The sequence below is a fragment of the Pseudomonas fluorescens genome, assembly GCF_000968015.1.
Classification (GTDB): domain Bacteria; phylum Pseudomonadota; class Gammaproteobacteria; order Pseudomonadales; family Pseudomonadaceae; genus Aquipseudomonas; species Aquipseudomonas fluorescens_W.
The window spans coordinates 34,578-60,560 of the sequence record NZ_LACH01000049.1; the positions used below are offsets into that span (position 1 = coordinate 34,578).

Consider the following 25,983-nt stretch of genomic DNA (forward strand, 5'->3'; position numbering starts at 1 on the left):
CTTCTCGCGCCGCACGCACGAGGCTAGCCACATCAGCATAGCTACCCGCCCAATGCCTATCAGCTAAAGAGCGACACAATCCGTAGCAGCTGGCGGAGCCTGCGTTCGGCTGCGAAGCAGTCGTGAAATCAGACGATGCGGTGTTTCAGGAAGACCGCAAACTCAGGTTTTACGACTGCTCCGCAGCCGAACGCAGGCTTCGCCAGCTGCTACGGATCGCGTTTTGGCTTAACTGATCCGATGGGCATGGGTGCCCTCCCGGTGCGTGGCGCTATCGGTCTACTACACTCTGACAGCGATCAAGCGATAGCCGTCTTCCGGCCAGAGCCGTCAATGCCGCCCACTAAAGTTAGCCGAATGCCACGAATTCTGGTGTCAATCGTCGTCATCGTCGCCGTTGTGTATCTGGCGCTCTGCGCTGCGCTGTTTGTGTTTCAGCGCGCCCTCATCTACTTCCCGCAACCCCGCGCTGTCGGCACTTCGGCATCGCTGCTCACGCTGTCAGTCGACGACGCGCAGGTGCTGGTGTCCGTCAGGCCGCACGACGGGCCGAATGCGTTGATCTATTTCGGTGGAAATGCCGAGGACGTCTCCCGGAGCCTGCCTTCGTTTTCCGAAGCCTTTGCCGATCACGCCGTCTACTTGCTGCACTACAGAGGCTACGGTGGCAGTTCCGGATCGCCCTCCGAGGAGATGATTTCGCGCGACGCCCTGACCTTGTTTGACCTGGTCTACGCCACCCATCCACACATTACGGTGGTCGGTCGCAGCCTGGGCTCGGGTGTCGCCGTGCGCCTCGCCAGCCAACGCCCGGCGGCGCGTCTGGTGCTGATCACGCCCTACAACAGTGTTGAAGAACTTGCCGCCCGGCAGTTTCCCATCTTCCCGGTGAAGTGGTTGCTCAAGGACACCTTTGAATCCTGGAAGTACGCCGCCCACATCACGGTGCCGACGCTCTTGATCGCAGCTGAGCACGACGAAGTGATACCGCGTTCCAGCACCGAGCGGCTCTTCACCCATTTCGCCAACGGAGTGGCGTCGCTGAAGGTCATACCGGGTACGGGGCACAACTCGATATCCGAGAGTCCCGAGTACCTCAAGGTGTTGGGCGATGGTTTGTAAGTGGTGGTCCCACGGGCAGTGTTCGACTAGCGCAGCGACCGGAACGCCGTGCGAAGTTCCTCGGTAAATAGCTGGGGCTGTTCCCAGGCCGCGAAGTGGCCGCCCTTGTCGGCCTGGTGGAAGTAGATCAGGTTGCTATAGGCGCGCCGGGCCCACGTCTCCGGCGGGCAGTAGACATCCTCTGGAAACACCGTGACGGCCACCGGCAACGAAATCTCGGTGGTCTTCTGTGCGGCCGAAGAAAGAGGACTTCGCCCCATGTTCTCCCAGTAGAGCCTGGCTGCCGAGGCGCCGCTATTCGTCAGCCAGTAGAGCGTGATGTCGTCCAGCACTTCATCCTTCGTTGGCGACTGTTGGGGGTCGGCGCCGTATGTCCACCGGGCAAAGCCTGGATGCACGAGCAGGAGCGCGGCGAGGAAGGCCGGTGAATCCGTCGCGCCGTAACCGATCATCTGCGGTCGCGCGGCCATCATCGCGCTGTACGCCAGGTTCCCCTGTTTGACGAGCGTGGCGACGGCGTCATAGGTCGCGCGCTCCTTCTCGGAAAAACCCGCCGGCGCCAGTCCGCCAACCGCGAGCGCCGCGCTCGCTTCCGCCGGTATCGTGGCTGGCAGGTTTAGGTGAATGCCGCGCAATCCGGCCGGCGCCTGGCGTGCCATCGCGCTGGTAATGGGGGCGCCCCAGTCGCCGCCCTGAGCGACATAGTGGGTGTATTCGAGGCGCTGCATCAGCTGCGCCCAGACCCGGGCGATGTGGTCTGGATCCCAACCGATACCACTCGGCTTGCCAGAGAAGCCGTAGCCAGGAATGGACGGAATCACCACATCGAAGGCATCTGCCGCATTGCCCCCGTGCGCGGGCGGATCGGTGAGCGGACCGACGACCTTGATGAACTCGAACACCGAGCCCGGCCACCCGTGGGTCATGATCATCGGCAAAGCGTTCGGGTGGGGGGAACGCACCCAGATAAAGTGGATGTCGACCCCGTCGAGGGTGGTCACGTACTGCGCCAGATTATTGAGCTGAGCCTCAGCCTTGCGCCAGTCGTAGTCCGTGCCCCAGTAGCGAACCAGCGCCTGCAACTGTTCCAGCTGTGCGCCCTGTGATCGATCGGAAACCGTCTCTTTGTCCGGCCAGCGGGTCGCCGCGATACGGTTGCGCAGATCGACGAGTTCCTTGTCCGCAACATTGACGTGGAAGGGCTGAATGGCCTGGGGATCGGCAGCGGGAGCGGCGCTGGCAAGGGCCGAGACGCAAAGCGCGAGGGTCGCTGCAGCGACCGCGAGTGTGAGCTTCATCTTCATACCTCAGCTGAGGGATACGATGAGTCCGTCCGTGGTGAGAATGGCATGGGCGCAGGTCAGGCGGCGCATGGCGCCCTTTACGATCTCGACGTCAAAAAGGTTAGACAATCCCGGACGTTTTCACACGGCCTGAAACCGGTCATTCATGCTTGATCGCTGAACGCTTGCCGCTTCTCCAGACAGCAAAACGCCCTCCTCGGCGGCAGGCGCAGGGAGGGCGAATGGTAACGATGCCAACTTGCCAATAACGTAACAGGCCCGGCTCAGACCAGATTGATTTCGACGTTGATGTTGCCCCGCGTGGCTTTGGAGTACGGACACAGCTTGTGCCCTTCATCCACCAGCGCCCGGGCGGTTTCGCGGTCCATTCCCGGCAGGCTGATGTTGAGGCGAGCCTGCAGCAGGTAGCCGCCTGCGTTGGTGCCCAGGTCAACTTCGGCGTCAATGGCCAGGTCAGGCGGAAGCGTGACCTTCATTTTGCCGGCAGCGACTTGCATCGCACCGATGAAGCAGGCTGACCAACCCGTGGCGAACAACTGCTCCGGATTGGTGCCGTCGCCCTTGGTGCCAGGGGACGAAAGTTTGACTTCGAGTCGTCCATCATCACTGCGTGATGCGCCGTCCCGCCCACCCGTGGTGTGGACTTTGGCGGTGTACAGTACTTTTTCGATCTGGGTCATGATGATCTCCTGATTGAAAATGCCGGATGAAAAAGGTTGCCCTCTGTGAGCGTACCGACCAGTCCTTGCTGCTTGATGGATTCGCCATTCGTCAGGGCGCTTGCGTCAGCCGCAGCGGACTGGACCTTTCAATATAGATGGCGGTGGGCGACTTCGGGCTATGAGTAAGCACCAATCACCCACTTAACTTTTTCCAGCGCCTCGCGCAGTGCGCCCATCTCTGCCGACCCCAGCGCCAAGCGAATCGCATGCGGTACATGAGCAGAAGTCGCAAAAGGCTCGGCGGTTGAAACCGCCACTTTTTCACGCAGCAACGCTGCGGCGATCTGGTCGGCCCTCGCATCTTCGGACAAAGGCAGCCAAAGAAAATAGGACGACGGATGACGAATGCACGGCAGGCCCGCCAGCACTTCGGCGGCCATCGTTTGCCTGGCTTGCGCATCCTGGCGTTTTTCAGCTTCCAGTTGCATGACGGTGCCATCGTCGAGCCAGGTGCTCGCGATCGCCGTCAGTACGCCGGGGGTATTCCAGGTGGTCGCCCTGATCGTTCGCTCCAGCGCGGGCACTTTTTCGGCCGGGGCGGCGACGAAACCTACGCGCAGTCCCGTGGCCACGCTTTTGGAAAGCCCTGAAACGTACACGGTCCGCTCGGGGGCGAGTTGCGCTATCGGTGCCGGCGGGTTCTCGGCAAGGAAGGCATACGCGGCGTCCTCGATGATGAGCAAGTCATGCCTGCGCGCGATCGTCACCAGCGACTCGCGCTGATCGGCACTCATCACCCATCCCAGCGGATTGTGCAGCGTCGGCATCGAGTACACCGCCCGCACGCGGCGACTCCGGCACAGACGGTCCAGCGCCTCCAGATCAGGCCCCTGCTCGGTCACGGGAATGGGCACGATTTCAAGGTGCAAGGCTTCGGCCAGCACGATGAATCCTGAATAGGTCAGCGCATCCGCTGCAATCACATCACCGGGTTGCAACAGCGCCATCATCGTCACGGCCAGCCCATGTTGAGCGCCACTGACCATTAACACTTGCTCGGCATCTACCGTCAGCCCTCGGGCGAGCAAATGACGCGCCACCGAGGCGCGCTCATGCAGGCGCCCGGCGTGTGGCTGGTAGCGCAACAGGGATTCCAGATCACCGCCCGACGCGAGTTGGCGCAGCGCATTTCGCAAGAGTTCTGCCTGCCCGGGCAGCGAGGGATAGTTGAAGTTGAGGTCGGTCATTCCAACGGCAACGTTTTTCTGGTCAATACCCAAGCCCGGCGGCAACGACGTCTCCCGCACGAACGTGCCTCGCCCCGTCTCGCCGCTGACCAGGCCCATGGCTTCGAGCTCTGCATAGACCCGAGAGGCGGTCACCAATGCCAGCCCTTCTGTTGCCGCCAGTTGACGATGCGTTGGCAAACGCGTGCCCGGCAACAATCGCCCTGACCGGATGTCAGCCGCCAAAGCATCCACTAATGACTTGTACCGTGAGCGAGGCATGTCGAGATGTATCCATGACGATTTTTTGATTGTAGTGATCGTCGATCATACGATGGAACTCTGCAAATTGAGAGTGCCCTCAGATGGAACGAACCCTGCAAAACCCAATGACGGAAAAGACCGCGAGCGGATGGCTCAACGGGTTCATCGGCGTGCTGATTTTCAGCGGCTCGTTACCGGCCACACGGTTGGCCGTGCTGGAATTCGACCCGGTGTTCCTGACCGTTGCCCGAGCGGCGATTGCCGGGCTTCTGGCGCTTTGCATGCTGGTGCTATTTAAAGAAAAACGTCCCGCCAAACGTCAGCTTATGCCCTTGGCGATCGTGGCAATGGGGGTTGTAGTTGGGTTTCCGCTGCTGACGGCGCTGGCGCTTCAGTACGTGACGTCGGCGCATTCCATCGTCTTCGTTGGCCTGTTGCCGCTCGCCACTGCGGTGTTCGGCGTGTTGCGCGGCGGGGAGCGTCCACGGCCGGTGTTCTGGTTGTTCTCGGTGCTGGGCAGCGCGTTGGTCGTGGGGTTTGCGGTCTCGCAAGGCCTTACCGCTTCGCCGACCGGCGACATTCTCATGCTGCTGGCCATCCTCGCCTGCGGGCTGGGTTATGCCGAAGGCGCAAAGCTTTCAAGAACACTGGGAGGCTGGCAGGTGATCTCGTGGGCATTGGTGTTGTCGCTGCCCGTCATGGTCCCGCTGACCTGGTTGATGGCCCCGGCTTCGTTCTCGGGGATTACCCCATCCGCGTGGTTGAGCCTGGCTTACGTATCGATCTTCAGCATGCTGATCGGTTTCGTCTTCTGGTACCGCGGGCTGGCCCAAGGGGGGATTGCCGCCGTCGGCCAGTTGCAACTGCTGCAACCGTTTTTTGGTTTGGCGCTGGCGGCCACGTTGCTTCACGAACACGTGAGTATCGGCATGCTGGGGGTTACCGTCGCGGTGATCCTTTGCGTGGCTGGGGCGAGGAAGTTTTCGAAGTGAGCGGGCGCGACAAACGTTGCTGCCAGTTTCCGCCATTGGCGCGCTGGCAGGCTTCTTCAGAATCGAACTGCACATGGGCCGATACCGGGCTGACGAGAACGTCCGCTTCGCCTAACGCAATGGCCGTCAACTCGAGCATGCGCTCGCCCTGCCCACTGGCCAGCGCATGATCTTTATTGGCCTGCGTATCGAAGACCCAGATGACCCTCAGGCTGGAAGGGAACCGGTCGTAATCGATCTCGTGGGTCAGCCAGCAGAACCCGAGGATTTCCACTTTGGCCGTCTCACACGCCTCGGTCAGGGTGGCAATCAGGCGACGCTCGATTTGGGCCTGATCGCGTTTGCTTAGCGGCATGAGTGGGTCCTTGTGACGGGTAAAAAGTAGCCATCATACGACACCTCCACGTCCTCTTTGGAGGACGCACTGCGCCCAACGTAAATATGCCTCTTTCGCCCGTGAACCTTGTGTTGAAGCGCCAGTCATAGCCGAGCCGTGAATTCCACTTGCCCGCTCAGAGCTATTCATCCATGCGCCAAACCCTCCTGTCCGTTCGCGTTGCCTCGCTCTGTTTCATTCCTCTGCTTTCCCTGTTCGCCAACCCCGCCCACGCCGGTGCCGAAAGGCAGTTGGTGGAAGCCATCAACGACTACCGCGCTCACCCCGATCGCTGCTTGGGGCGCGCCGGCCGAGCGTTATCGCCGCTGGCGTTGAAGTCGAACCTGGCCTTGCCGATCGGCTATGGCGGCGGTTTGCGCGATCGATTGAAAGCGTCCGGCTATCAGGCGGTGACGGTGCGCACGATTCGTGTGGTCGGTGCGCAGGATGCCGATGAGGCCTTCGACATGCTCCAGAGCGATTACTGCGGGGCGTTGCTCGATACCCAATATGCCGACATTGGCGTCAGTCGCGCCCGAAGTGAGTGGCAGGTGGTGCTGGCGCAGCCCGTGCTGGACAGTCGCGTGGGTGATTCGCGTGCTGTCAGTAAAGCGTTGCTGGCACAGGTTAATGCGGCACGCTCAAAGCCGAGACTCTGTGGTCGTCAGCGCTTCGCCGCCACACGACCATTGGCCTGGAACGCAGCCCTGGGCGCTGCGGCGCAAGGGCATAGCAAGGCGATGGCCTACGGCAACTACTTCGCACACCAGGCCCCCGACGGTGACATGCCCGCAGACCGGGCCAGAGCCGCTGGTTTCCGTGGCCGGCAGATCGGCGAGAACATCGCTGCCGGCCAGGGCTCACCGAGCAAGGCCATGTCGGGCTGGCTGGCCAGCCCGGGGCATTGCGCCAACCTGATGAATCCGATGTTTACCCAAATGGGCGCAGCCTATGCGGCGGACGCACGCAGTGATGAGGGGGTTTACTGGACGATGTTGTTTGGCGCGCCTTGAGTGATTGAGCGGCGCCTTATTTTGGGCGCCGCACCGCCCTCACCTTTCCACTGCCACCGCCGCCGCAGAAAAACTGCTCGCCGCCGTCCGATTCAAGCCCCGACACCCCGACGCCGGCCGGCAGCTTCACACTCTCCAGCACCTCGCCGGTGGTCGAATCGATATGGCGTAACTCACTCTCGTCTTCTTCCCAGGTGCCATGCCACAGCTGACCCTCGACCCAGGTCACTCCGGTGACAAAGCGGTTGGATTGAAGGGTGCGCAGAATCGCGCCGGTCTCGGGATCGATCTGATGAATCTTGCGATCTCGATACTCGCCGACCCACAGCGTCCCTTCCGCCCACGTCAGCCCTGAGTCACTGCCGCCAGGCGCCGGAATAGTCGCGAGTACACGGCCGGTCTGCGGGTCAATTTTCTGGATGCGGTCCTCGGCGATCTGGAACAGGTGCTGCCCGTCGAAGGCAGTGCCGGCGTGGGCGGCGACATCGATTGAGCGCAGTGTCTTGCCACTGTCAGGGTCCAGGGCGTTGAGTTTGTCACCGGTGGCAAACCACACATGCCGGCCGTCCCAGGTGACGCCATGGACCTTGTCGACACCGGCAAAGGGTCCATATTCACGAAGGATTTTGGCTGCTGACTGTTTCATGTTGGCATTCCTCGTTACGGGTGGGTGACGTTCATCCTAGTCACCCGGCAGCGGCACCGGGAGTAACAAGGTCGTCGCGAAACCCGGCACCGGCGGGGTCATCCAGCGACGCGCCCGGCCGCGACCGAACGACTGCACCTTGCCCGCGCGGGCCAATTCCTCGAGTGCCCGTTGCACCGTGCGCTGGCTGGCACCGAGGGCCAGTGCCAGGGCCGAGCTCGACCACGACTCACCGTCGACGAGGAAAGCGAACACCGACCCGTGCTTCTCTTCGACGTGTTGCGCCAGCACCACAACGTCAGAGGCAACCAGCGCCACCAGCGCAAAACCACGTTGAGTTGCAGTGACGCCGGCCAAGGGTTTCAGCGCCGCACGCAGTCGCCCGATTTCGACTCTCAACCGTGCGCGAAGGGACTCATCGGCGTGCTTCAAACGAAAGGCCCGGGTAATCAGCGTTTCCCTCGACACGTCAGCCGGCCACGCTTCGGCCAGTGCCCGTGCGAGGGCGAACAAGACCGGGCGTGTAGCGAGGGGAACCGACATGCCGGCACCACGCACGACGTAGCGACAGGCGTCCACGACCAGCGACGTGGACGCCAGCAACGCTTCAACCTCATCCAGCAACAGAGGCCGTTCTTCGCCATAGGCAATCAAACGCGCGACGGGCGTGTCCAGGACAAGGGCAGCGTTTTCCACCTCGGCCGTCAGCGCAGGAATATCGGCGTCGCGCGCGGCGTGCTCGGCCCTTGTGAGTGCAGACCGCGCCTTGTTCGTCTCCAGTCGTCGCATCGCGATCCCGGCCACGACCAGTTCGTGGGCGGTGCGCAATGCCGGCGGCAACGGCGCGGGATCAAGCTCGGCGAGCAGCACCTCGGCCTCTTCGAGATGCCCGATCAGCAGCAAACGCCGAATCTGCAGATACCGCGCATGAGCGGCGTTCACTCGATCGCCGTGCGCCTCAAGCGTCACCCGCGCCGACTCGAGTGCCTTCACCGGCCAGCCCAACTCCCGAGAGGCCAGCGCGATCTCGGCCTCGGCGACCACACAGCGCGCCCGAGCCAAGGCCTCCTTCGGCCCGAAGGCCCGCGCCGCCTTCTGCACCAGCGCCTTGGCTCGCACCAGGTCGCCGAGTTGCGCCATCGCAATCCCGCGCAACGCCAGCGCCGGCGCATCGTCGCGCAACGCGACCCGGTTCAGCGCGCCAAGCGGATCACCCGCCGCCAGCGCCTGCGCTGCGGCCGTGATCAGCGAGTCCATCGCAATCCCGCCACTGTTGTCACTCCCACCGTCGGATGTTCGCTGTTGAGTCTATCTCACGATGACCCATCACGAAGGCTCCGCCAGCGACTACAGACCGCGTTAAGGATTAGCGGACCAGAGGCTGTCAGGGATGCACACGACGCCGTCGAACAGCAGCCGCGCGGTGCGCATCAGCCCGCAACCCGCCAGTTGCCCGTCCTGAAGGCGCAGCTCTACGGTGAACTCTCCCGTCGGGTGCTCGACCGAGAGTCGCTTCACTTCCCCCGCACCTACACTGGCCAGACCCGCCGCCACACTCCCTTTGATCAAACAGGCAGCCGCGACACTGACTGCCCCGAACACGCCGATGCTGGTGTGGCAGCGATGAGGAATGAAGGTGCGTGTGCTCAGCGCCCCGCCCGCCTGCGCTGGCGCAACCAGGCACATTTTTGGAACATTGCGCTGGCTCACGTCACCCAGATTCATCTGCGGGCCGGCCTGCAAGCGGATCGATTCGAGCCGGGCCTTCAGCTCCGTGTCGGCATCCAGTTGTTCTGTGCGCTCATAGCCGCTGCAAGCCAAATCTTCAGCGCGGATCAGCACCACCGGCATGCCATTATCGATGCAGGTAACCTCGACACCGTCGAACACATCCACAACGTTGCCGGTCGGCAGTAGCGCTCCACAACTGGAGCCCGCGACATCCTCGAACTCGACGATCAACGGCGCGGCATAACCTGGCACCCCATCGATCCGCGCCCCGCCTGAATAGCTGACGATGCCGTTGGGTGTGGGCACATGAGCCACCGCTATCTGACCGGTGTTCTCCATGAAGATCCGCACCGGGGTGACGGCGCCAGTCACCTTCACCAGCCCACGTTCGATGGCGAACGGGCCCACGCCAGCGAGGATATTTCCGCAGTTCTGGCCGTAATCGACACGCGGCTCTTCGACCAGCACTTGCGTGAACAGGTAATCAACGTCGGCCTCGGCGCGGGTGGACGGTTTGATGATCGCTACCTTGCTGGTCAGCGAGTCGCCGCCACCGATGCCATCGATCTGACGCCCGTCCGGCGAGCCCATCACCGTCAGCAACACACGGTCGCGCAGCGCCGGTTGCTCCGGCAAGTCGCTGGCCAGGAAGTACGCCCCTTTTGATGTCCCTCCGCGCATCAACAGGCAGGGAATGCGTGTCTGTCCCATGCTCAGTCTCCGAGTTCGTCGAGACTGTCGACGTAGCGCAAACCCTTTTCGGCCAGGCGCGCACGCATGTTGTAGATATCGAGCCCCAACTCACCCTTGGCCAGGCGCAGTGCTTTCTGCTCTTCCAGATCGGCGCGGGCGCGGCTGGCTTCGACCACTTGCGGAACTTCGTCGCGACGCACGATGACCACACCATCGTCATCCGCGACGACGACATCGCCCGGAAGCACCAACTGACCAGCGCAAATGACAGGAAGGTTGACCGAGCCCAGTGTCTCTTTGATCGTGCCCTGGGCACTGATGGCGCGGGACCAGACCGGGAAGCCCATTTCCCGCAGCGTGTGAGTGTCCCGAACGCCCGCGTCGATCACCAGTGCGCGCACACCGTGCGCCTTGAGCGAGGTCGCCAACAGGTCGCCGAAGTAGCCATCGGTACACGGCGAACTCGGGGCAACCACCAGGATATCGCCCGGTCGACATTGCTCGACAGCCACATGGAACATCCAGTTATCGCCGGGGGCGACCAGCACCGTGACTGCCGAACCGCTGATCACGGTCCCCTGCTGAATCGGCGTGATCGACGACGTCAGCAGGCCTTTGCGCCCCTGCGCTTCATGAATGGTGGCGACACCGTAACGACTCAGTTCATCGACGAGCACAGCCTCGGCCCTGTCGATGTTACGGACCACGATGCCGGTTTTTCCGATCAGTTCGCTCATGCCAGATTCTCCGTCACGCGCGGGAAGATGCTCTGGTAGCCCTCGGCATAAACGATGTTGCGGCCGGAGGTAATGCCGACGTTGCGTTTGGCTTGCACGCCGCGTTGCAGGGCGACACGGGTGTAGTACTCCCAGAGATGTTCCTGACCGGCCATGCACTGAATGGCGGCGTACTTTTTGTCCCAGACCTCGGTGATGTCCAAAAAGACGTCGGGGCGCCATTCGCATTGCTCGGGCTGATGCGGTTCGAAGCTGTACACCGGCGGCGCACCGACAATCTTCTCGCCCGGTTTGTAGCCTTCGGCCTGGGCGATGATGCGTGCCTCTTGCGTCAGGTTCATCGCCAGTGGGTGGTCGTAGTTGTAGGGGTCTTTCAGCGAGTGGCTGAGGACGAATTCCGGCTGGGCCTTGCGAAACACATCAGCCAGGCGGAACAGCGTTTCTTTATCGGCACGCATCGGGTAATCGCCAATGTCGAAGAACTCGACACTGGCGCCCAGAATATCGGCAGCGGCCTGGGCTTCTTCGCGGCGTGCGGCTTTGACCTTCTCTTCGCTCATGTCGCCCTTGCGCCACAGCTTGGCGGATTCGCCGCGCTCGCCGAAAGACAAACAGACGATGTGCACGGCATAGCCCTGTTGCGCATGCAGCGCGATGGCACCGCCCGCACGCCAGACGAAATCGGCAGAGTGTGCGCTGACGACCAGCGCGTTTTTTGGTGACTCGATCATTGCGGGTGCTCCTCCTGCGTTTCGAAAGAGCATCGCACTGCGACCCGCCACCGGAGTAATGCGTTCAAGTGTTCGAGGTATGCGTTTTTTTTATTGCCACTCCATTTAGGTAAAGGCATAGTCCGGCTCAAACGCGGACCTTCAGAGCATGAGCCCCATGGAACCCAGTGAACTTCCCAGCCTGATGCACGTACGGGCCTTCGTCCGGGTGGCCGATCATGGGAGCGTTTCCAAGGCTTCTGTCGCCCTGTTTCGCGCTCAGTCGGTGGTGACCCGGTCGATTTCCGAACTGGAAACCCGGCTGGATGTGCCCTTGTTCGAACGGCACGCCAACGGCATGCGATTGACCGACTTTGGCGAGCGGTTGTTGCCCCGAGCACGGCGCGTGCTGGCAGAACTGGACACCGTGCCGAAGCTGTTGGGTGGCGGGGAAAAACAGCCGGTTGAGCCGCTTTATCTGTTCCAGGCCCGGCGCCTGCAAGTGTTCGTCAAACTCTGTGAAACCCACCACATGCAGACCGTGGCCAGCCTTCTGGGGCTGAGCCAACCCGCCGTCAGCTCGACCCTCAAGGTGCTGGAAAGTGGCTGCGGTCAACCCCTCTTCGAGCGCACGCCTCGCGGGTTGCAGCCGACCCGTGCCAGTCATGAAATCCTGTTCCCGATCCGCCGGGCACTGAACGAGCTGCGTCACATCGAGACCGACATCACCGCCATCCGCGGCACCCTCCAAGGTGTGGTGCAGGTCGGCGCCCTGCCCCTGGGCCGCACGCGCATATTGCCCGAAGCCATCGTGCGCCTGATGGCCGAGCATCCGGGTATCCAGGTGATCACCAATGAAAGCCCATTCGATCTGCTCGCAACCGAACTGCGCGCAGGCGATGTGGACTTCATTTTCGGTGCGTTGCGCTCGGCAGCCTATGCCAGCGATCTAACCGGCGAGTCACTGCTCACGGAAGAAATGGTGGTGCTGGCACGACGGGGTCACCCGCTCTATGCGAAAACCGACCTGCACGACGAACTCAGCGCTGCCCAATGGGTGCTGCCCCGCGCCGGTTCGCCCGCTCGCCAAATGCTCGATGACTGTTTCAGCGGGTTTGGCATCGCGCCGCCGCGGCCGGTGGTGGAAAGCGGTGACATGGCAATCATCCGCGGCTTGTTGCTGCGCTCGGACATGCTCGCGGCAGTCTCCGCTCACCAGCTGGAACAGGAGATTGCTTCCGGCGAGCTGTGCATCCTGCCGCTGGTGCTGAAACAGACCACCCGGGCGATCGGCCTGACCTATCGCAACGGCTGCCTGCATTCACCGGTGGCTCACGCCCTGATGGACATGATTCGCCGGGTGATCCGCGAGCAATCCACCGTCTAACCAAGGAACACGCAACCTGTAGCAGCTGCCGAGCCTGCGAGGCTGCGTTCGAGGACGAAGTCCTCGCAAGTCCTGTGTACGCGGTTTTCCTGAAAGAACCGGTTGTCTGATTTCACGACTGCTGCGCAGCCGAACGCAGGCTTCGCCAGCTGCTACAAAGTGTGCGTCAAGGCTCGCCGTTTAGCCTGGCTTTAGAGCAAGCTCAATGGATAGCTGACGATCAAGCGGTTTTCGTCGAACTCGTTGGTGCTGTAATCGCGGCGGATACTGGAGTTGCGAAGGCGCATATTGAGGTTCTTGAAGGTGCCGCTCTGCACTGTGTAAGCCAGCTCCGATTCACGGCCCCATTCCTTGCCATCGCTCACCGCCCCCACATGCACGTTGTCACCGCTGATGTAGCGGTTCATCAGGGTCAGGCCGGGCACGCCGAGGGCGACGAAGTTGTAGTCATGGCGCAGCTGCCAGGATTTCTCCCGGGCGTTGTCGTAGCTGCTGTTGTAGCTGTCGTTGGCCAGGGTCCCGCCGCTGGTGCCGTTGACCCGCATCCACGCATCATCGCCGCTGAGTTTCTGCAGGCCGACGTAGAACGTGTTGCCGCCATAACGGGCCGACAGCAGGGCCGAGAAGGTGCGGTTGTCGAGGTCGCCGGCGCGGGCGCTGCCGTCCTCGCGGCCCCAGAAGTAGCCCAGATTCGCGCCGAGGGTCCAGGCGCCGAGCGGCTGACTGTGGACCAGTTGCAGATACTGCTGCTGGTAAATGTCTTTGAGCTCGGCATTCCACACACCGATCATCGTGCGTTTTTCGTTGAAGCTGTATTCGCCGCCGACGAAGTTGAAACGATCAGAGGTGAACGCGGTTTTGCCCTGCATGAACATGTCTTCCATGCTCGCATCGTTGCGCGGGCTGTTCTGGCGGAACTGACCGCCGTACAGCGTCAGGCCATCGATATCCTGCGAGGTGATTTGGCCACCCTGGAAAGTTTGCGGCAGTGAGCGGCCATCGTCGGACCGCAGGATCGGCAACACTGGCATCCACTCGCCGACCTTCAATTCGGTTTTCCCTACTTTCATTTTCCCGGCGACCGCCAGTCGGCCGAAGTCATCGGCAGGACGCCCGTCGCCGTCGATCGGCAACAGTTGCGTACCGCCCGTGCCTTTACCGCCGTCGAGCTTCACCGAGTAGAGCCCCAACGCATCCACCCCGAAGCCGACCGGGCCTTGAGTGAAACCGGACCTGACGTCGAGGATGAAGCTCTGGGTCCACTCCTCGGCCTTGCTCTGCGGGTAGGCCGGGTTGATGAAATTGCGGTTGATGTAGAAGTTGCGCAGGTTCAGGTTCGCGCTGGCATCCTCCAGAAAACCTGCGGCCGAGCCTTCCACAGGAAGCGCGGAAACGACGGCCAGCGTGAAGACGACTCGAGGATTAACGGTGATTTTCATTGTTATTGTTTTCCGATTTTTGGGTAAAGAAATGCCCTGCGCCCGGAAGTGCCGGGCACAGTGAGGTCAATCAAATTGGTTGCGATGGCGGCTCGGAATGAGCCGCCCAAGACGGTTGGAGCGTTGAGCCCCGATGATCAGCGAGGGGCTTTGCCCGCCACCGAGTAGAGTACCTGCTGATTCCTGGTCTTCATGAACTCGTCCAGGCTCTGCCCGCGCATCGCCGCGTAGACCTGCAGATTGGGAATCCCGAGTACTGCCGCGAGTTTTTCCAGGACGAAGAAGATTGCCCCGTAATGGATCAACCCGCGCCAGTCGCGACGTCGCAGCAGATCGCGTTCCTCTTCGCTCAGCCCGCCTTCATCGAACAGCGCCTCAGGCGCATCGAGAAAGCGCTGACGCCACTCGGGTTCGATCATGCGGTGCAGAAACTTGTTGAGGCGATATCCCTTGGCGCTGCGTTCCAGCGTGAACGGATACGTCCCCTCGAGTTTCTCGATGCCGGCCAACTGGTGCTGCATATGCCGCAAGTGCCTTGCGTTGACCTCGGCAGGAACGGTCCGGTCCTGGTTCTCCAACAGCAAGGTTGCGATCCCGGTCATCGACGGCAAGTAGTAGTCCTGATGCAGGTTTTTCACCGTGGCCGACAACGCGCCGCGCATGATCAGCCAGGTGATCACCTCCGAACCTTCCAGCCCACCAAGCGTGACGTACTCGGCCAGGGTCATTTCGGTCAGGCGCACCGGGTCGTTGACCAGCAGATCAATGAATTGCTCATCCCACTGCGGGTTGTTGAAACCGCACCGCTCGCCATGCACCTGATGGGACACGCCACCGGTGGCGACGATGGCCACCTTCAGGTCATCGGGGTAGCTTTCAATCGCCCGGCGCAAGGCCAGTCCCAACTTGTAGCAACGCAACGCGCTGGGCACCGGGAATTGCAGCACGCCGACCTGAAGCGGCACGATCTCCACCGGCCAGGCAGGCTCGCAAGGCAACAGCGCCGACATCGGCGAGAAGAAGCCATGGTCCAACGGTTTGTCGCGGAAGAAGCTCATGTCGAATTCATCGGCCATCAGGCTTTCGCCGATGTGCCGCGACAACGCTGCATGCCCGCCGACCGAGGGCAGCGAGCGTGGATTGCCGCCCTCGTCGGCGACCTCGTAGCGCTCGTCGACCCCTAGGGAAAACGCGCCGTAGTGGTCGAAGAAAAACGACGTCACATGGTCATTGAAGATGTAGAACAGCACATCCGGTTGCTGCTCCTTCAACCAGACCTTGATCGGTTCGAAGCCTTCGAAAATCGGCGCCCAGGCCGCCTCATTCTGTTTATCGTGATCGACCGCGAAGCCGATCGTGGGAGTGTGAGATACAGCGAGGCCACCGATGATGCGTGCCATGACGAGTTCCTTTGTTCGAAAAAGATTATTGCGCCAGCAATGTCCGACTGACCCGGCGCCGCGCATGACCGTTGGCCAGGATCGCCAGTGCCGCGATGAAGGCCGGCAAGCCCAACATAGCGAAGAGTAAAGGCAGGCCCAGCCCGAGACTGAGCACCGCACCGCCGATGAGAGAACCAAAGATAGCCCCGAAGCGGCCGATACCGAGCATCCAGCTCACACCGGTAGCGCGGAAATCGGTTGGGTAATAACCGGGTGCGAACGCGTTGAGACCGGTCTGCGCACCGCTCATGCAGAAACCCGCGGCAATCACGCCAAAGGCCAACAGGCTCGACTCCAGGCTGAACGCCCCCAGCAGCAGAATAAAGGCACCGCCCAGGGCATAAGAGGTGGCAATCACGGTGTTCGGATTACGCCGGTCCATGGCCCAGCCGACCACGATCGCCCCGACGGTGCCGCCGATCTGAAACAGGCCGGTGATGGTGGCCGCCCGTTCGATGGACAAACCGCCTTCACGCAACAGTGTCGGCATCCAGCCCATGGTCAGGTAGATCACCAGCAGCCCCATGAAGTAGGTCAACCAGAGTGCGAGGGTGCCGAAGCGATAAGGCTCAGTGAACAGCATGCGCACTGGCGCTTTGTGCTGAGCCTGGGGTTCGGCAATCGTAAACGTAGTGGTGGCTGAAAAGGTCCCGCCCAACTTGTTAAGTACCTTGGCGATCTGGCTGGCCGGCGCATTGCGAGCTGCCAGAAAACGTGCCGACTCGGGCAACAGCAGCCAGAGGAATGGCAGCAGCACCAGCGGCAGAATCCCCCCGGCGAGCAGCACCGATTGCCAGCCGTGGCTCGGAATCAGCCAGGCCGCGAGCAAGCCGCCCATCCCCGATCCCATGTTGAAACCGGTGAACATAATGGTGATGAACAGCGAACGATTGCGCTCAGGCAAGTATTCGGACAGCAACGTGGTGGTATTGGGCAGCGCGGCGCCCAGCGCCACCCCGGTCAACAAGCGCAAGGCTGCCAGTTCATAGGGATTGCGGGCAAACGCACACGCCAGGCTCAGTACGCTGAAACCGGTCACGGCAAACAGCAGCACCTTCTTGCGACCCAAGCGGTCAGCGTATGGGCCGGCCGTCAAGGCACCGATGGCGAGACCGACCATGCCGGCGCTCATCACCGGACCAAACGCCGCTTTGGAAAGCCCCCACTCCTGAATCAGCGAAGGGGCGATAAACCCCATGACCGCAACGTCGAAGCCATCGAACAGAACAATGAAGAAACACAGGCTCATGATGAGCCACTGGTATCGGGCAACCGGCCGGTTGTCGATCCACGCTTTGATATCGACCGTTTCGTTACTCATGCTTTCACCTTCTTATTTTTGTAGAAATTCCGACAGGCTTGGAAGGGTTGCCGGCCAGGAGGCCGCCCGAGATTCGAATGTTGGGCGTGACTCTAAGGCCGCAGGTGCCTGCCCCGCCTCTGGGAAATCCTTAAGCGGGTATCGGTTTTTCTTATCGGGTGATTTAGAACGGTTGCTCAGCCTGAGGAACGGCGCGCTTTTGCTGGCACAGCAAAACCACGCACTCGCTGACGAAGGCCCCGGCCACCGCCAACGCCATGTCTTTCTGTGAATCCCAGGGATCGTTCTGCGCGCCGATGAAGGCACGCGAGGTGTCATCGCCCAGGTAGGCGCCACCGATCCATTCCACCAGCTCGTAAATGGCCGACGTCGACAGAATGATGTTCAACGCCATAAACACCAACCAGAAACCCCGCAACGGCGTCAGGCGCACCAACACTTCTCGAATGGGGTAGGCCATCAACAGCCCATAGCTCAGATGGACCAGCCGATCAAAATGATTGCGATGCAACCCCAGCGCTTTATCGAGGCTCACCCCGGTCAAGGCTGAACACCATTGGTCATACGGCACCTTGGCATAGGTGTAGTGAGAACCCAGTTCGTGAATGCACAGGAAAACGAATACCAGGCTGATGGAAACGGCCGACAGGCGAAACCGGCCGGAGACAGCCAACAGTGTGCCCACCAGGAACAACACCAACAGGTTCTCCAGTGCCCAATCCACTCGGCTGCGGGGTGAATAACCCGACACCACGATGATCAACACAAACAGCATCAGCAGCGTCAGGTCGTATCGCTGGTGTGCCTTGGGCTGCATGGTTTGAGCTCCTCAAAGCGAAGAATGACGACGGCTCTTGAGTCCTTCTACATGGATCAACCGATCGCGAGTCCGGTTCAGGCACACCGACAAAAGGCAGCCCTCACAGCGTCATCGTCCAGAACGTGCGTAAGTAACGGTTTTCCCGCGTCTATGCTTCGAATAGACGCGGGGCCTCCCCATGCCGCCAGTAAAAGACTCTGCCTATCACGACCCAATACTCCCCCTATTAGCTGACTTCCCAACTGGGGTCTAACCTTATTCGAGCGCCGGCACCATAAGCCGGCCGGTCAAGAGCTGATAAGGAGATAGGAATGGGTCAGAAGCCTGACTAAACCTGCCGTGGCCACCGTGCAGGCAACTCGATTGCCGCTGTTCAGAATTCCCGTGTGATCAAAACAATCAGTTGATCAAACTGCTGGCCCTGCAGCCTGTGTCATTGGTTTCGCCCGTTGCTGTTTAACGCCCGCGTTGGGCCGGATAGCCGGATGAATACGACCAAAAGGTAGCTCACACATGGCAAACGAATCGAAATGCCCGTTTATTGGCGCCGCTGGCGGTGGCACGACGAACCGCGACTGGTGGCCCAACCAACTGAATCTGAAGATCCTCCATCAGCACTCGTCCCTGTCCGACCCCATGGACGAGGGCTTCAACTACGCCGAAGCATTCAAAAGCCTGGACTTTGAAGCGGTCAAAAGAGACCTGACTGCGTTGATGACCGATTCCCAGGACTGGTGGCCGGCGGACTTCGGTCACTACGGGCCACTCTTCATTCGCATGGCCTGGCACGCCGCCGGTACGTACCGCACCGGTGACGGTCGTGGTGGCGCCGGTTCCGGCCAGCAACGCTTCGCGCCGCTCAACAGTTGGCCGGACAACGTCAGCCTCGACAAGGCGCGCCGGCTGCTCTGGCCGATCAAGCAAAAGTACGGTCGTAAAATTTCCTGGGCGGATCTGATCGTCCTCACCGGCAACGTCGCGCTGGAGTCCATGGGCTTCAAGACCTTTGGCTTTTCCGGCGGTCGCCCGGACGTCTGGGAACCGGATGAAGACGTCTATTGGGGCTCGGAAAACAAATGGCTGGGTGGCGACACCCGCTACGGCAAAAAAAACGAGCCCATGCAAGAACCTGGCGAAGGCCCACTCGTAGCTGAGCCAGGGGAAAATGAGGAGAGCCGCACCGACCAGGGGCGCAACCTGGAGAACCCGCTCGCCGCCGTGCAAATGGGCTTGATCTACGTGAACCCGGAAGGACCGGAAGGCAACCCCGACCCGGTCGCGGCCGGGAAGGACATCCGCGAAACCTTCGCGCGCATGGCGATGAATGACGAAGAAACCGTGGCACTGATCGCCGGCGGTCACGCCTTCGGCAAGACCCACGGCGCTGGACCTGCCGACAATGTCGGTGCCGAGCCCGAAGCCGCTGGCCTCGAACAACAAGGCTTTGGCTGGAAGAACAGCTTCGGCACCGGCAAGGGCCCGGACACCATCACCAGCGGCCTGGAAGTGACCTGGACCACCACGCCCACCCGATGGAGCAACAACTATCTGGAAAACCTGTTCGGCTTCGAGTGGGAACTGAGCAAAAGCCCGGCCGGAGCGAACCAGTGGATACCGAAAAACAATGCCGGCGCCGGCATTATTCCTGATGCTCACGACCCGTCAAAACGTCGTAATCCGACCATGCTGACCACCGACCTGTCGCTGCGGTTCGACCCGATCTATGAACCGATTTCGCGGCGCTTCCTGGCCAATCCAGACCAGTTGGCCGACGCGTTCGCCCGCGCCTGGTTCAAGCTGATCCACCGCGACATGGGTCCCCTCTCCCGCTACCTCGGCCCGGAAATGCCGAGCGAAGAGCTGCTGTGGCAAGACCCGATTCCAGCGGTCGACCATGCCTTGGTCAACGACAGTGACGTCGCCGCACTCAAGAGCAAACTCCTGGCCTCGGGCCTGACCGTCTCGCAGCTTGTATCAACGGCTTGGGCGGCAGCTTCGACCTTCCGTGGCTCCGACAAACGCGGTGGCGCCAACGGTGGGCGCCTGCGTCTGGCCCCGCAGAAGTTCTGGCAGGCCAACCAGCCTGAGCAATTGGCGAGCGTGCTGGCAAAACTCGAGAGCATCCAAAACGAGTTCAACAACAGCGGCAAGAAAATCTCGCTGGCAGACCTGATCGTGCTGGCCGGTAACGCCGGCGTCGAACAGGCGGCGAAAAATGCCGGTCAGACCGTAACGGTGCCTTTCACACCAGGACGGATGGACGCCTCGCAAGAGCAAACGGACGTGGAGTCTTTCGGCTTCCTCGAACCCATCGCCGATGGCTTCCGCAACTACCTCAAAGGCAGATACCGCGTCTCAGCCGAGCAGCTGTTGATCGACAAGGCGCAACTGCTGACCCTCACCGCGCCAGAAATGACCGCGCTCATTGGTGGCATGCGCGTGCTGAACACCAACGTCGGACAAACCAAACACGGTGTATTCACCAAGCAGCCGGAGGCGTTGACCAACGACTTCTTCAAAAACCTGCTGGATATGGGCGTGGAATGGAAACCGGTGTCGGAGGCTAATGAGGAGTTTGAAGGGCGCGATCGCAAAACCGGCGATTTGAAATGGACCGGCACCCGCGTCGACCTCGTCTTCGGCTCAAATGCACAGCTGCGAGCGTTGGCTGAAGTCTATGCAACCGCTGATGCGCAGGAGAAGTTCGTCAAAGACTTCGTAGCCGCCTGGGCCAAAGTGATGGACCTGGATCGCTTCGACGTTAAGTAACACGAGCGGTATCGCTGAAACTGCAACGCCTCCCACTGTGGAGGCGTTGTGCTTTTTGATTGCAGGAAGGACTACGTCGGAGAGATCGTGGCCAGGGCACCAATCAAAATGGTCAACACCAGAAATCCACCCAGAAAAATCGCCATCTTGCCCATTGGGGCCTCCTACATTAAGAGTTTGCGGTGCAGCGGTTTCCGCGACTGCGGAGCGTGCCGTTATTGTGAGGCGGAGGCTGTGTGCATTACAGATGCAGATGGCGCAGGAAAATACGGATCAGAACACCGAATTGGGGCTAGATCGCCTTTAAACGTCAATTGCGCCAGGATCTATTTATGCCGCTGAGTTTTCATAAAATGCACGCCAATGGCGATGACTTCATTATTGTGGACTCGCGAAACGCGGCCAATCCAATGACAAGTACCCTGAATTGGCAGCAGACGAGTCAATCAAGCAAAAGAGCATCAAGCCTATTTCTATTGAGGTGGTCAAGCAGGCTGGTGGTTGGGGCGGAGCTATTGCTGGAGCAAGGATAGGTGTCGTCGCGGGTGCTGCGGTTGGCATCGAAACGGGTCCCGGAGCAATCGTTAGTGGAGCTGTCGGAGGGATTATCTTCGGCACCGCAGGTTATTTCGGGGCCAGTTGGCTCACCGAATACCTACAGGACTGAGACAGATCATGAGCATTTTTAGTCGTATCAAAGCCCTCATAAAGCAGGAGCAGAAAGAGCAAATCGTCGGATATTCCATACCAGAACTGAAGTCGATTTTTACTAAGTCTTTATTAAATATTGATCCTCCCCTACCCGACTATCCGCAAAACACGTCTTTGGAGGACATAGGCATTCCAGCCTACTACTCTCCATTTTTAATCGGCAACGAAGATACTCGTAAGTTTTTGACGCTCGTCGAAGACAACTTCACGTATGCGACTGAAAAAACGTTTAACGAACTACCCGTAAAGCAGTATGTAAACACTCAAAAAACTGAGCACTTGGTGTTTTTCATATCTACCAGAGAATTCAACTCTGTGACTGTACGACTGGTCACCAATAATGTTGATTTCTTGGCCAGCATTGCTCGCGAGAAATTCTCCGTGCCTCCTCCATGGATTGTTTTCGAGAAGTACAACCCTTCTTGGTGGGGAGGCGATATGCAAGGCGCTCAGGGATACTATAACGACAGCTACTTCTCACCGTTTTTCACAAATTTAAGCGCAGCAGAAAGGGAAATTTATTACGCAAGATACAGCGCTCCGAATGATTGGATAAAAAGCTTGAAATTAATGTACGACGTTGAGTGATCGTTTACGTTTCTGGGGCCGCTTCGCAGCCCAACGGAGGCAAGCCCCCTCGCCACAAAAAACTCGCCAGCCTTAGCATTTCGTAATCTGCAAGATCGAATTGCGCCCACAAAAAAGCCCACTGACCGTCACCGGTTCAGTGGGCTTTTGATTACGTCTCTAGTTACAGAGCCATATCAGTCGCAGCATTAGCCTTCGGCGCCTTAGCCGGAGCAGCCGGAGCAGCAGCCGGAGCCGCCACCTGACCAATCGCCGGCGGCGGAGTCAGCTGCAACACCTTGGCGGTGTAAGCCCACTCCTCAGCCACTTTCTCAGGGCTGCCATTCAACTGAGTGCCGTAGCTCGGCACGATCTGATGCAGCTTCTCCTGCCAGGCCGGGGAAGCAACCTTGTCTTTGAACACTTTCTGCAGCACGGTCAGCATGATCGGTGCAGCCGTCGAAGCGCCCGGCGATGCGCCCAGCAGACCAGCGATGCTGCCGTCTTGCGAGGCAACAATCTCAGTACCCAACTTCAGCACGCCACCGGCAGCTTCATCACGTTTGATGATTTGCACGCGCTGGCCGGCTTGCCACAGGCGCCAGTCTTCGGCTTTGGCGTTCGGGAAGTATTCTTTCAGGGCGTTGAGGCGGTCTTCGTCAGACAGCATCAGTTGGCCAGCCAGGTACTCGACCAGCGGGTATTCCTTGATGCCGACTTTGGTCATTGGCCACACGTTGTGCGTGGTGGTGGTGGTCAGCAGGTCCAGGTACGAGCCTTCTTTCAGGAACTTGGTGCTGAAGGTCGCGAATGGGCCAAACAGAATGACGCGCTTGCCGTCCAGGACACGGGTGTCCAGGTGCGGAACCGACATCGGCGGTGCGCCAACGGAGGCTTTGCCATAGGCCTTGGCCAAGTGTTGCTCGGCGATGGTCGGGTTCTCGGTCACCAGGAACGAGCCGCCTACCGGGAAGCCTGCGTATTCCTTGGCTTCAGGAATGCCGGACTTCTGCAGCAGGTGCAGTGCACCGCCGCCCGCGCCGATGAACACGAACTTGGCGTCGGTTTCGGTTTTGGTGCCGTCTTTCAGGTTTTTGTAGCTGACGCGCCAGCTGCCATCTTCGTTCTTGGTGATGTCTTGCACTTCGCTAGACAGTTTCAAGTCGAACTTTGGCGTGGTTTGCAGATGCGCAACGAACTGGCGGGTGATCTCGCCGAAGTTCACGTCGGTACCGATCGGAGACCAGGTGGCCGCGACTTTCTGGTTCGGGTCACGCCCTTCCATCATCAGCGGAACCCACTTCTTGATCACAGCCGGGTCTTCGGAGTACTGCATGCCGGCGAACAGCGGGCTCGCTTGCAGGGCTTCGTAGCGCTTTTTCAGGAACTTGATGTTGTCATCGCCCCACACAAAGCTCATGTGTGGCGTGGAGTTGATGAACGAACGCGGGTTCTTCAGCACGCCTTGCTGAACCTGCCAGGCCCAGAACTGACGGGAGATCTGGAAGGCTTCGTTGATTTCAACGGCTTTCGGGATCTGAACGTTGCCTTTATCGTCTTCCGGGGTGTAGTTCAACTCGGCCAGGGCGGAGTGACCGGTACCGGCGTTGTTCCAGCCGTTGGAGCTTTCCAGGGCGACGCCGTCGAGGCGCTCGACCATTTCCATCGACATACCCGGTTCCAGCTCATTGAGCCAGACACCGAGGGTCGCGCTCATGATGCCGCCGCCAATCAGCAGCACATCGACTTTCTTTGCCTCTTCCGCTTGCGCGGACGCGATCCCCATCGACAAAGCCAGCCCCAGCAGAGCCGTGTTCATTTTTTTAAACATGTGTAGCACCTATGATAAAACGCCATCCGCCCTTCCATCCCCACGCTTGAGGCCCCTGGTTCACGGCATGCAGGCAGCATGCTGTGGGTTGCGCACGCATAAGGATTGGAGGGTGGGCACACAAGGCCGATGTGTCTCCATCGACCTCAGTTTATATGTCCCTACTGAACTGACTTTTTATCGTTATTGGCTTCAGCTACTTGAGCGACAGTGATTCTGTTGGCGCGTCTCGAGGACACGCAAACTGAATAGGTCAAAGCAAGTTAGGGCGAAGAATATCACGACACGGCAAACCCGCGCGTCTGTTCCCGACTTGATAGTCCGGGCTCGAGCGCTGAGCCCACTATACTCATCGTGATTTTCCGACGAGCCTGTGAGGAGCAGTCATGAGCGACAAAAACGATTTGCGCAAATATTCCTCCCAAGTGGTCGACGGCGTGGAACGCGCGCCGGGACGATCCATGCTGCGCGCAGTGGGTTTCACGGATGAGGACTTCAAGAAACCGCAGATCGGCATCGCCTCCACCTGGGCGATGGTCACGCCCTGCAACATGCACATCGACAAACTGGCGATTGAAGCCGAAAAAGGCGCGAATGCCGCTGGCGCCAAGGGCGTCATTTTCAACACGATCACCATTTCCGACGGCATCGCCAACGGCACCGAAGGCATGAAGTATTCGCTGGTGTCGCGGGAAGTGATCGCCGATTCCATTGAAGTCGTGGCCGGTTGCGAAGGCTTTGACGGCCTGGTAACCGTGGGTGGTTGTGACAAGAACATGCCGGGCTGCCTAATCGGCATGGCACGACTGAACCGCCCTTCCATCTTCGTCTATGGCGGCACCATCCGGCCGGGTGCCGGCCACACCGATATCATCTCCGTGTTCGAAGCCGTGGGTCAGAACGCGCGCGGGGATATCAGCGAGATTCAGGTCAAGCAAATCGAGGAAGTGGCAATTCCAGGCCCTGGTTCCTGCGGCGGCATGTACACGGCCAACACCATGGCTTCGGCGATTGAAGCGTTGGGCATGAGCCTGCCCGGTTCCAGCTCTCAGGAGGCCGTCGGCAGCGACAAGGCGTCGGACAGTTTCCGCGCCGGTCAGCAGGTCATGGAGCTGCTCAAACGAGACATCAAACCGCGCGACATCATGACCCGCAAGGCCTTTGAAAATGCGATTCGGGTGGTGATCGCGCTCGCCGGCTCGACCAATGCCGTGCTGCATCTTCTGGCCATGGCGCATGCCGTGGATGTCGAGCTGACGCTGGATGATTTCGTCGAGCTGGGCAAGGTGTCCCCGGTGGTGGCCGACCTGCGCCCCAGCGGCAAATACATGATGAGTGAACTGGTGGCCATCGGCGGCATTCAGCCGCTGATGAAGCGCATGCTCGCCGCCGGGATGCTGCATGGTGATGCACTGACGGTCACCGGCAAAACCCTGGCCGAAAACCTGGAAAACGTGCCCGATTACCCCGAAGGTCAGGACGTGATCCTGCCCTTCGACCAACCGATCAAAAAGGACTCCCATTTAGTGGTGCTGCGCGGCAACCTTTCGCCCACCGGTGCCGTGGCCAAGATCACCGGCAAGGAAGGTTTGCGCTTTGAAGGCACGGCGCGGGTGTATCACGGCGAGGAAGGTGCGCTGGCTGGTATCCTCAACGGCGAAGTCAAAGCCGGTGACGTAATCGTAATCCGCTACGAAGGTCCAAAAGGTGGCCCGGGCATGCGTGAAATGCTTTCGCCGACGTCGGCGGTCATGGGCAAAGGGCTGGGCAAGGACGTTGCGCTGATCACCGACGGCCGTTTCTCCGGCGGTTCACATGGGTTCGTGGTGGGTCATATCACGCCCGAAGCCTTTGATGGCGGGCCGATCGCGCTGATTGAAGACGGCGACAAGATCACCATCGACGCCGAAACACGGCAGATTACGGTCGATGTTTCTGACGCCGAACTGGCCGAGCGCAAGACCCGCTGGGTGCGCCCGGAATCCAAGTACAAACGCGGGGTGTTGGCGAAGTACGCGAAGACCGTGTCCAGCGCCTCGGAAGGCGCGGTGACGGATAAATATCTCTAGGCGTTCGATATTGTCAGGGCTGACGCCTTCGCGAGCAGGCTCGCTCCCACATTGAATCGCTGCGTACACAAATGTTGTGTACGACAAAGATCCAGTGTGGGAGCGAGCCTGCTCGCGAAGGGGCCCTTACAGACAGCACTACAATGGCAAG

General features: G+C 60.3%; 22 protein-coding genes and 1 pseudogene. 9 read left to right on the plus strand and 14 right to left on the minus strand.

All coding sequences use genetic code 11. The features are described from left to right. Nucleotides 1-333 precede the first annotated feature (333 nt). Nucleotides 334-1,122 (plus strand): alpha/beta hydrolase, encoded by a 789-nt coding sequence (locus tag VD17_RS21195; RefSeq protein ID WP_046055503.1) that lies wholly within the window; start codon nucleotides 334-336, stop codon nucleotides 1,120-1,122. 26 nt (nucleotides 1,123-1,148) lie between these two features. On the opposite strand, the gene VD17_RS21200 is transcribed toward VD17_RS21195, so the two are convergent. From VD17_RS21200 to VD17_RS21210, 3 genes are all read right to left on the minus strand, one after another. Then, nucleotides 1,149-2,420, minus strand: coding sequence for an epoxide hydrolase family protein (locus tag VD17_RS21200; RefSeq protein ID WP_046055504.1), 1,272 nt, complete (start codon nucleotides 2,418-2,420; stop codon nucleotides 1,149-1,151). 269 nt (nucleotides 2,421-2,689) lie between these two features. After that, on the minus strand, nucleotides 2,690-3,106 hold the full coding sequence (locus VD17_RS21205; RefSeq protein WP_046055505.1) for an organic hydroperoxide resistance protein: 417 nt from the start codon (nucleotides 3,104-3,106) through the stop codon (nucleotides 2,690-2,692). Nucleotides 3,107-3,264: 158 nt separating this feature from the next. Next, complete coding sequence (locus tag VD17_RS21210; protein WP_046055506.1) at nucleotides 3,265-4,596, minus strand: aminotransferase-like domain-containing protein; 1,332 nt, start codon at nucleotides 4,594-4,596, stop codon at nucleotides 3,265-3,267. 83 nt (nucleotides 4,597-4,679) lie between these two features. Between VD17_RS21210 and VD17_RS21215 the strand changes: the two genes are divergently transcribed. Beyond that, on the plus strand, nucleotides 4,680-5,570 hold the full coding sequence (locus VD17_RS21215; RefSeq protein ID WP_046055507.1) for a DMT family transporter: 891 nt from the start codon (nucleotides 4,680-4,682) through the stop codon (nucleotides 5,568-5,570). Here VD17_RS21215 and VD17_RS21220 read toward each other — a convergent pair. Continuing rightward, a complete protein-coding gene (locus VD17_RS21220) occupies nucleotides 5,518-5,925 on the minus strand; it encodes a hypothetical protein (protein WP_046055508.1) in 408 nt (135 codons plus the stop codon). The two genes, VD17_RS21215 and VD17_RS21220, sit on opposite strands and share 53 nt — an antisense overlap. 173 nt (nucleotides 5,926-6,098) lie before the next feature. On the opposite strand from VD17_RS21220, the gene VD17_RS21225 reads away from it, so the two are divergent. Next, nucleotides 6,099-6,959, plus strand: a complete 861-nt coding sequence (locus VD17_RS21225) for a CAP domain-containing protein (RefSeq protein WP_046055509.1) — start codon at nucleotides 6,099-6,101, stop codon at nucleotides 6,957-6,959. 16 nt (nucleotides 6,960-6,975) lie between these two features. Here the strand turns inward: VD17_RS21225 and VD17_RS21230 are convergent, their stop codons facing one another. From VD17_RS21230 to galB, 5 genes are all read right to left on the minus strand, one after another. Next, nucleotides 6,976-7,605 (minus strand): Vgb family protein, encoded by a 630-nt coding sequence (locus VD17_RS21230; RefSeq protein ID WP_046055510.1) that lies wholly within the window; start codon nucleotides 7,603-7,605, stop codon nucleotides 6,976-6,978. A gap of 36 nt (nucleotides 7,606-7,641) precedes the next feature. Further along, the gene (locus tag VD17_RS21235; RefSeq protein ID WP_046055511.1) at nucleotides 7,642-8,862 is read right to left on the minus strand and encodes a hypothetical protein; all 1,221 of its coding nucleotides are present in this window, start codon (nucleotides 8,860-8,862) and stop codon (nucleotides 7,642-7,644) included. Nucleotides 8,863-8,964: 102 nt separating this feature from the next. Next, nucleotides 8,965-10,047 carry a 4-oxalomesaconate tautomerase gene (locus tag VD17_RS21240; RefSeq protein WP_046055512.1) on the minus strand — a complete coding sequence of 361 codons (1,083 nt, stop codon included), beginning with the start codon at nucleotides 10,045-10,047 and terminating at the stop codon, nucleotides 8,965-8,967. A 2-nt stretch (nucleotides 10,048-10,049) separates the two neighbouring features. Further along, complete coding sequence (locus tag VD17_RS21245) at nucleotides 10,050-10,766, minus strand: 4-carboxy-4-hydroxy-2-oxoadipate aldolase/oxaloacetate decarboxylase (RefSeq protein WP_046055513.1); 717 nt, start codon at nucleotides 10,764-10,766, stop codon at nucleotides 10,050-10,052. After that, nucleotides 10,763-11,497, minus strand: coding sequence for a 4-oxalmesaconate hydratase (gene galB, locus VD17_RS21250; protein ID WP_046055514.1), 735 nt, complete (start codon nucleotides 11,495-11,497; stop codon nucleotides 10,763-10,765). Before galB ends, VD17_RS21245 begins: the two co-directional genes overlap by 4 nt. A gap of 157 nt (nucleotides 11,498-11,654) precedes the next feature. On the opposite strand from galB, the gene VD17_RS21255 reads away from it, so the two are divergent. Beyond that, nucleotides 11,655-12,863: a LysR family transcriptional regulator gene (locus VD17_RS21255; protein ID WP_046055515.1), complete on the plus strand. Its 1,209-nt coding sequence runs from the start codon at nucleotides 11,655-11,657 to the stop codon at nucleotides 12,861-12,863. 191 nt (nucleotides 12,864-13,054) lie between these two features. Here the strand turns inward: VD17_RS21255 and VD17_RS21260 are convergent, their stop codons facing one another. The 4 genes from VD17_RS21260 to VD17_RS21275 form a co-directional block, all read right to left on the minus strand. Beyond that, complete coding sequence (locus VD17_RS21260; protein ID WP_046055516.1) at nucleotides 13,055-14,302, minus strand: OprD family porin; 1,248 nt, start codon at nucleotides 14,300-14,302, stop codon at nucleotides 13,055-13,057. 137 nt (nucleotides 14,303-14,439) lie between these two features. After that, nucleotides 14,440-15,702 carry a gallate dioxygenase gene (locus VD17_RS21265; protein WP_046055517.1) on the minus strand — a complete coding sequence of 421 codons (1,263 nt, stop codon included), beginning with the start codon at nucleotides 15,700-15,702 and terminating at the stop codon, nucleotides 14,440-14,442. A gap of 25 nt (nucleotides 15,703-15,727) precedes the next feature. Next, nucleotides 15,728-17,065 carry an MFS transporter gene (locus tag VD17_RS21270; RefSeq protein ID WP_046055518.1) on the minus strand — a complete coding sequence of 446 codons (1,338 nt, stop codon included), beginning with the start codon at nucleotides 17,063-17,065 and terminating at the stop codon, nucleotides 15,728-15,730. Between the two features lie 163 nt (nucleotides 17,066-17,228). Then, a complete protein-coding gene (locus tag VD17_RS21275; protein WP_046055519.1) occupies nucleotides 17,229-17,882 on the minus strand; it encodes a DUF2238 domain-containing protein in 654 nt (217 codons plus the stop codon). Nucleotides 17,883-18,398: 516 nt separating this feature from the next. Here VD17_RS21275 and katG point away from each other — a divergent pair. From katG to VD17_RS21295, 4 genes and pseudogenes are all read left to right on the plus strand, one after another. After that, nucleotides 18,399-20,654, plus strand: a complete 2,256-nt coding sequence (katG, locus tag VD17_RS21280; protein ID WP_046055520.1) for a catalase/peroxidase HPI — start codon at nucleotides 18,399-18,401, stop codon at nucleotides 20,652-20,654. 332 nt (nucleotides 20,655-20,986) lie between these two features. Then, nucleotides 20,987-21,079 (plus strand): annotated as a pseudogene (locus VD17_RS32695) (diaminopimelate epimerase); the annotation flags it as partial. A gap of 2 nt (nucleotides 21,080-21,081) precedes the next feature. Next, the gene (locus VD17_RS21290) at nucleotides 21,082-21,321 is read left to right on the plus strand and encodes a hypothetical protein (protein ID WP_046055521.1); all 240 of its coding nucleotides are present in this window, start codon (nucleotides 21,082-21,084) and stop codon (nucleotides 21,319-21,321) included. A gap of 8 nt (nucleotides 21,322-21,329) precedes the next feature. Further along, nucleotides 21,330-21,953: a hypothetical protein gene (locus tag VD17_RS21295; RefSeq protein WP_046055522.1), complete on the plus strand. Its 624-nt coding sequence runs from the start codon at nucleotides 21,330-21,332 to the stop codon at nucleotides 21,951-21,953. A gap of 163 nt (nucleotides 21,954-22,116) precedes the next feature. On the opposite strand, the gene mqo is transcribed toward VD17_RS21295, so the two are convergent. Next, nucleotides 22,117-23,763 (minus strand): malate dehydrogenase (quinone), encoded by a 1,647-nt coding sequence (gene mqo / locus VD17_RS21300; RefSeq protein ID WP_046055523.1) that lies wholly within the window; start codon nucleotides 23,761-23,763, stop codon nucleotides 22,117-22,119. Nucleotides 23,764-24,149: 386 nt separating this feature from the next. On the opposite strand from mqo, the gene ilvD reads away from it, so the two are divergent. Further along, nucleotides 24,150-25,832, plus strand: a complete 1,683-nt coding sequence (gene ilvD, locus VD17_RS21305; protein WP_046055524.1) for a dihydroxy-acid dehydratase — start codon at nucleotides 24,150-24,152, stop codon at nucleotides 25,830-25,832. The last annotated feature ends 151 nt before the right edge of the window (nucleotides 25,833-25,983 follow it).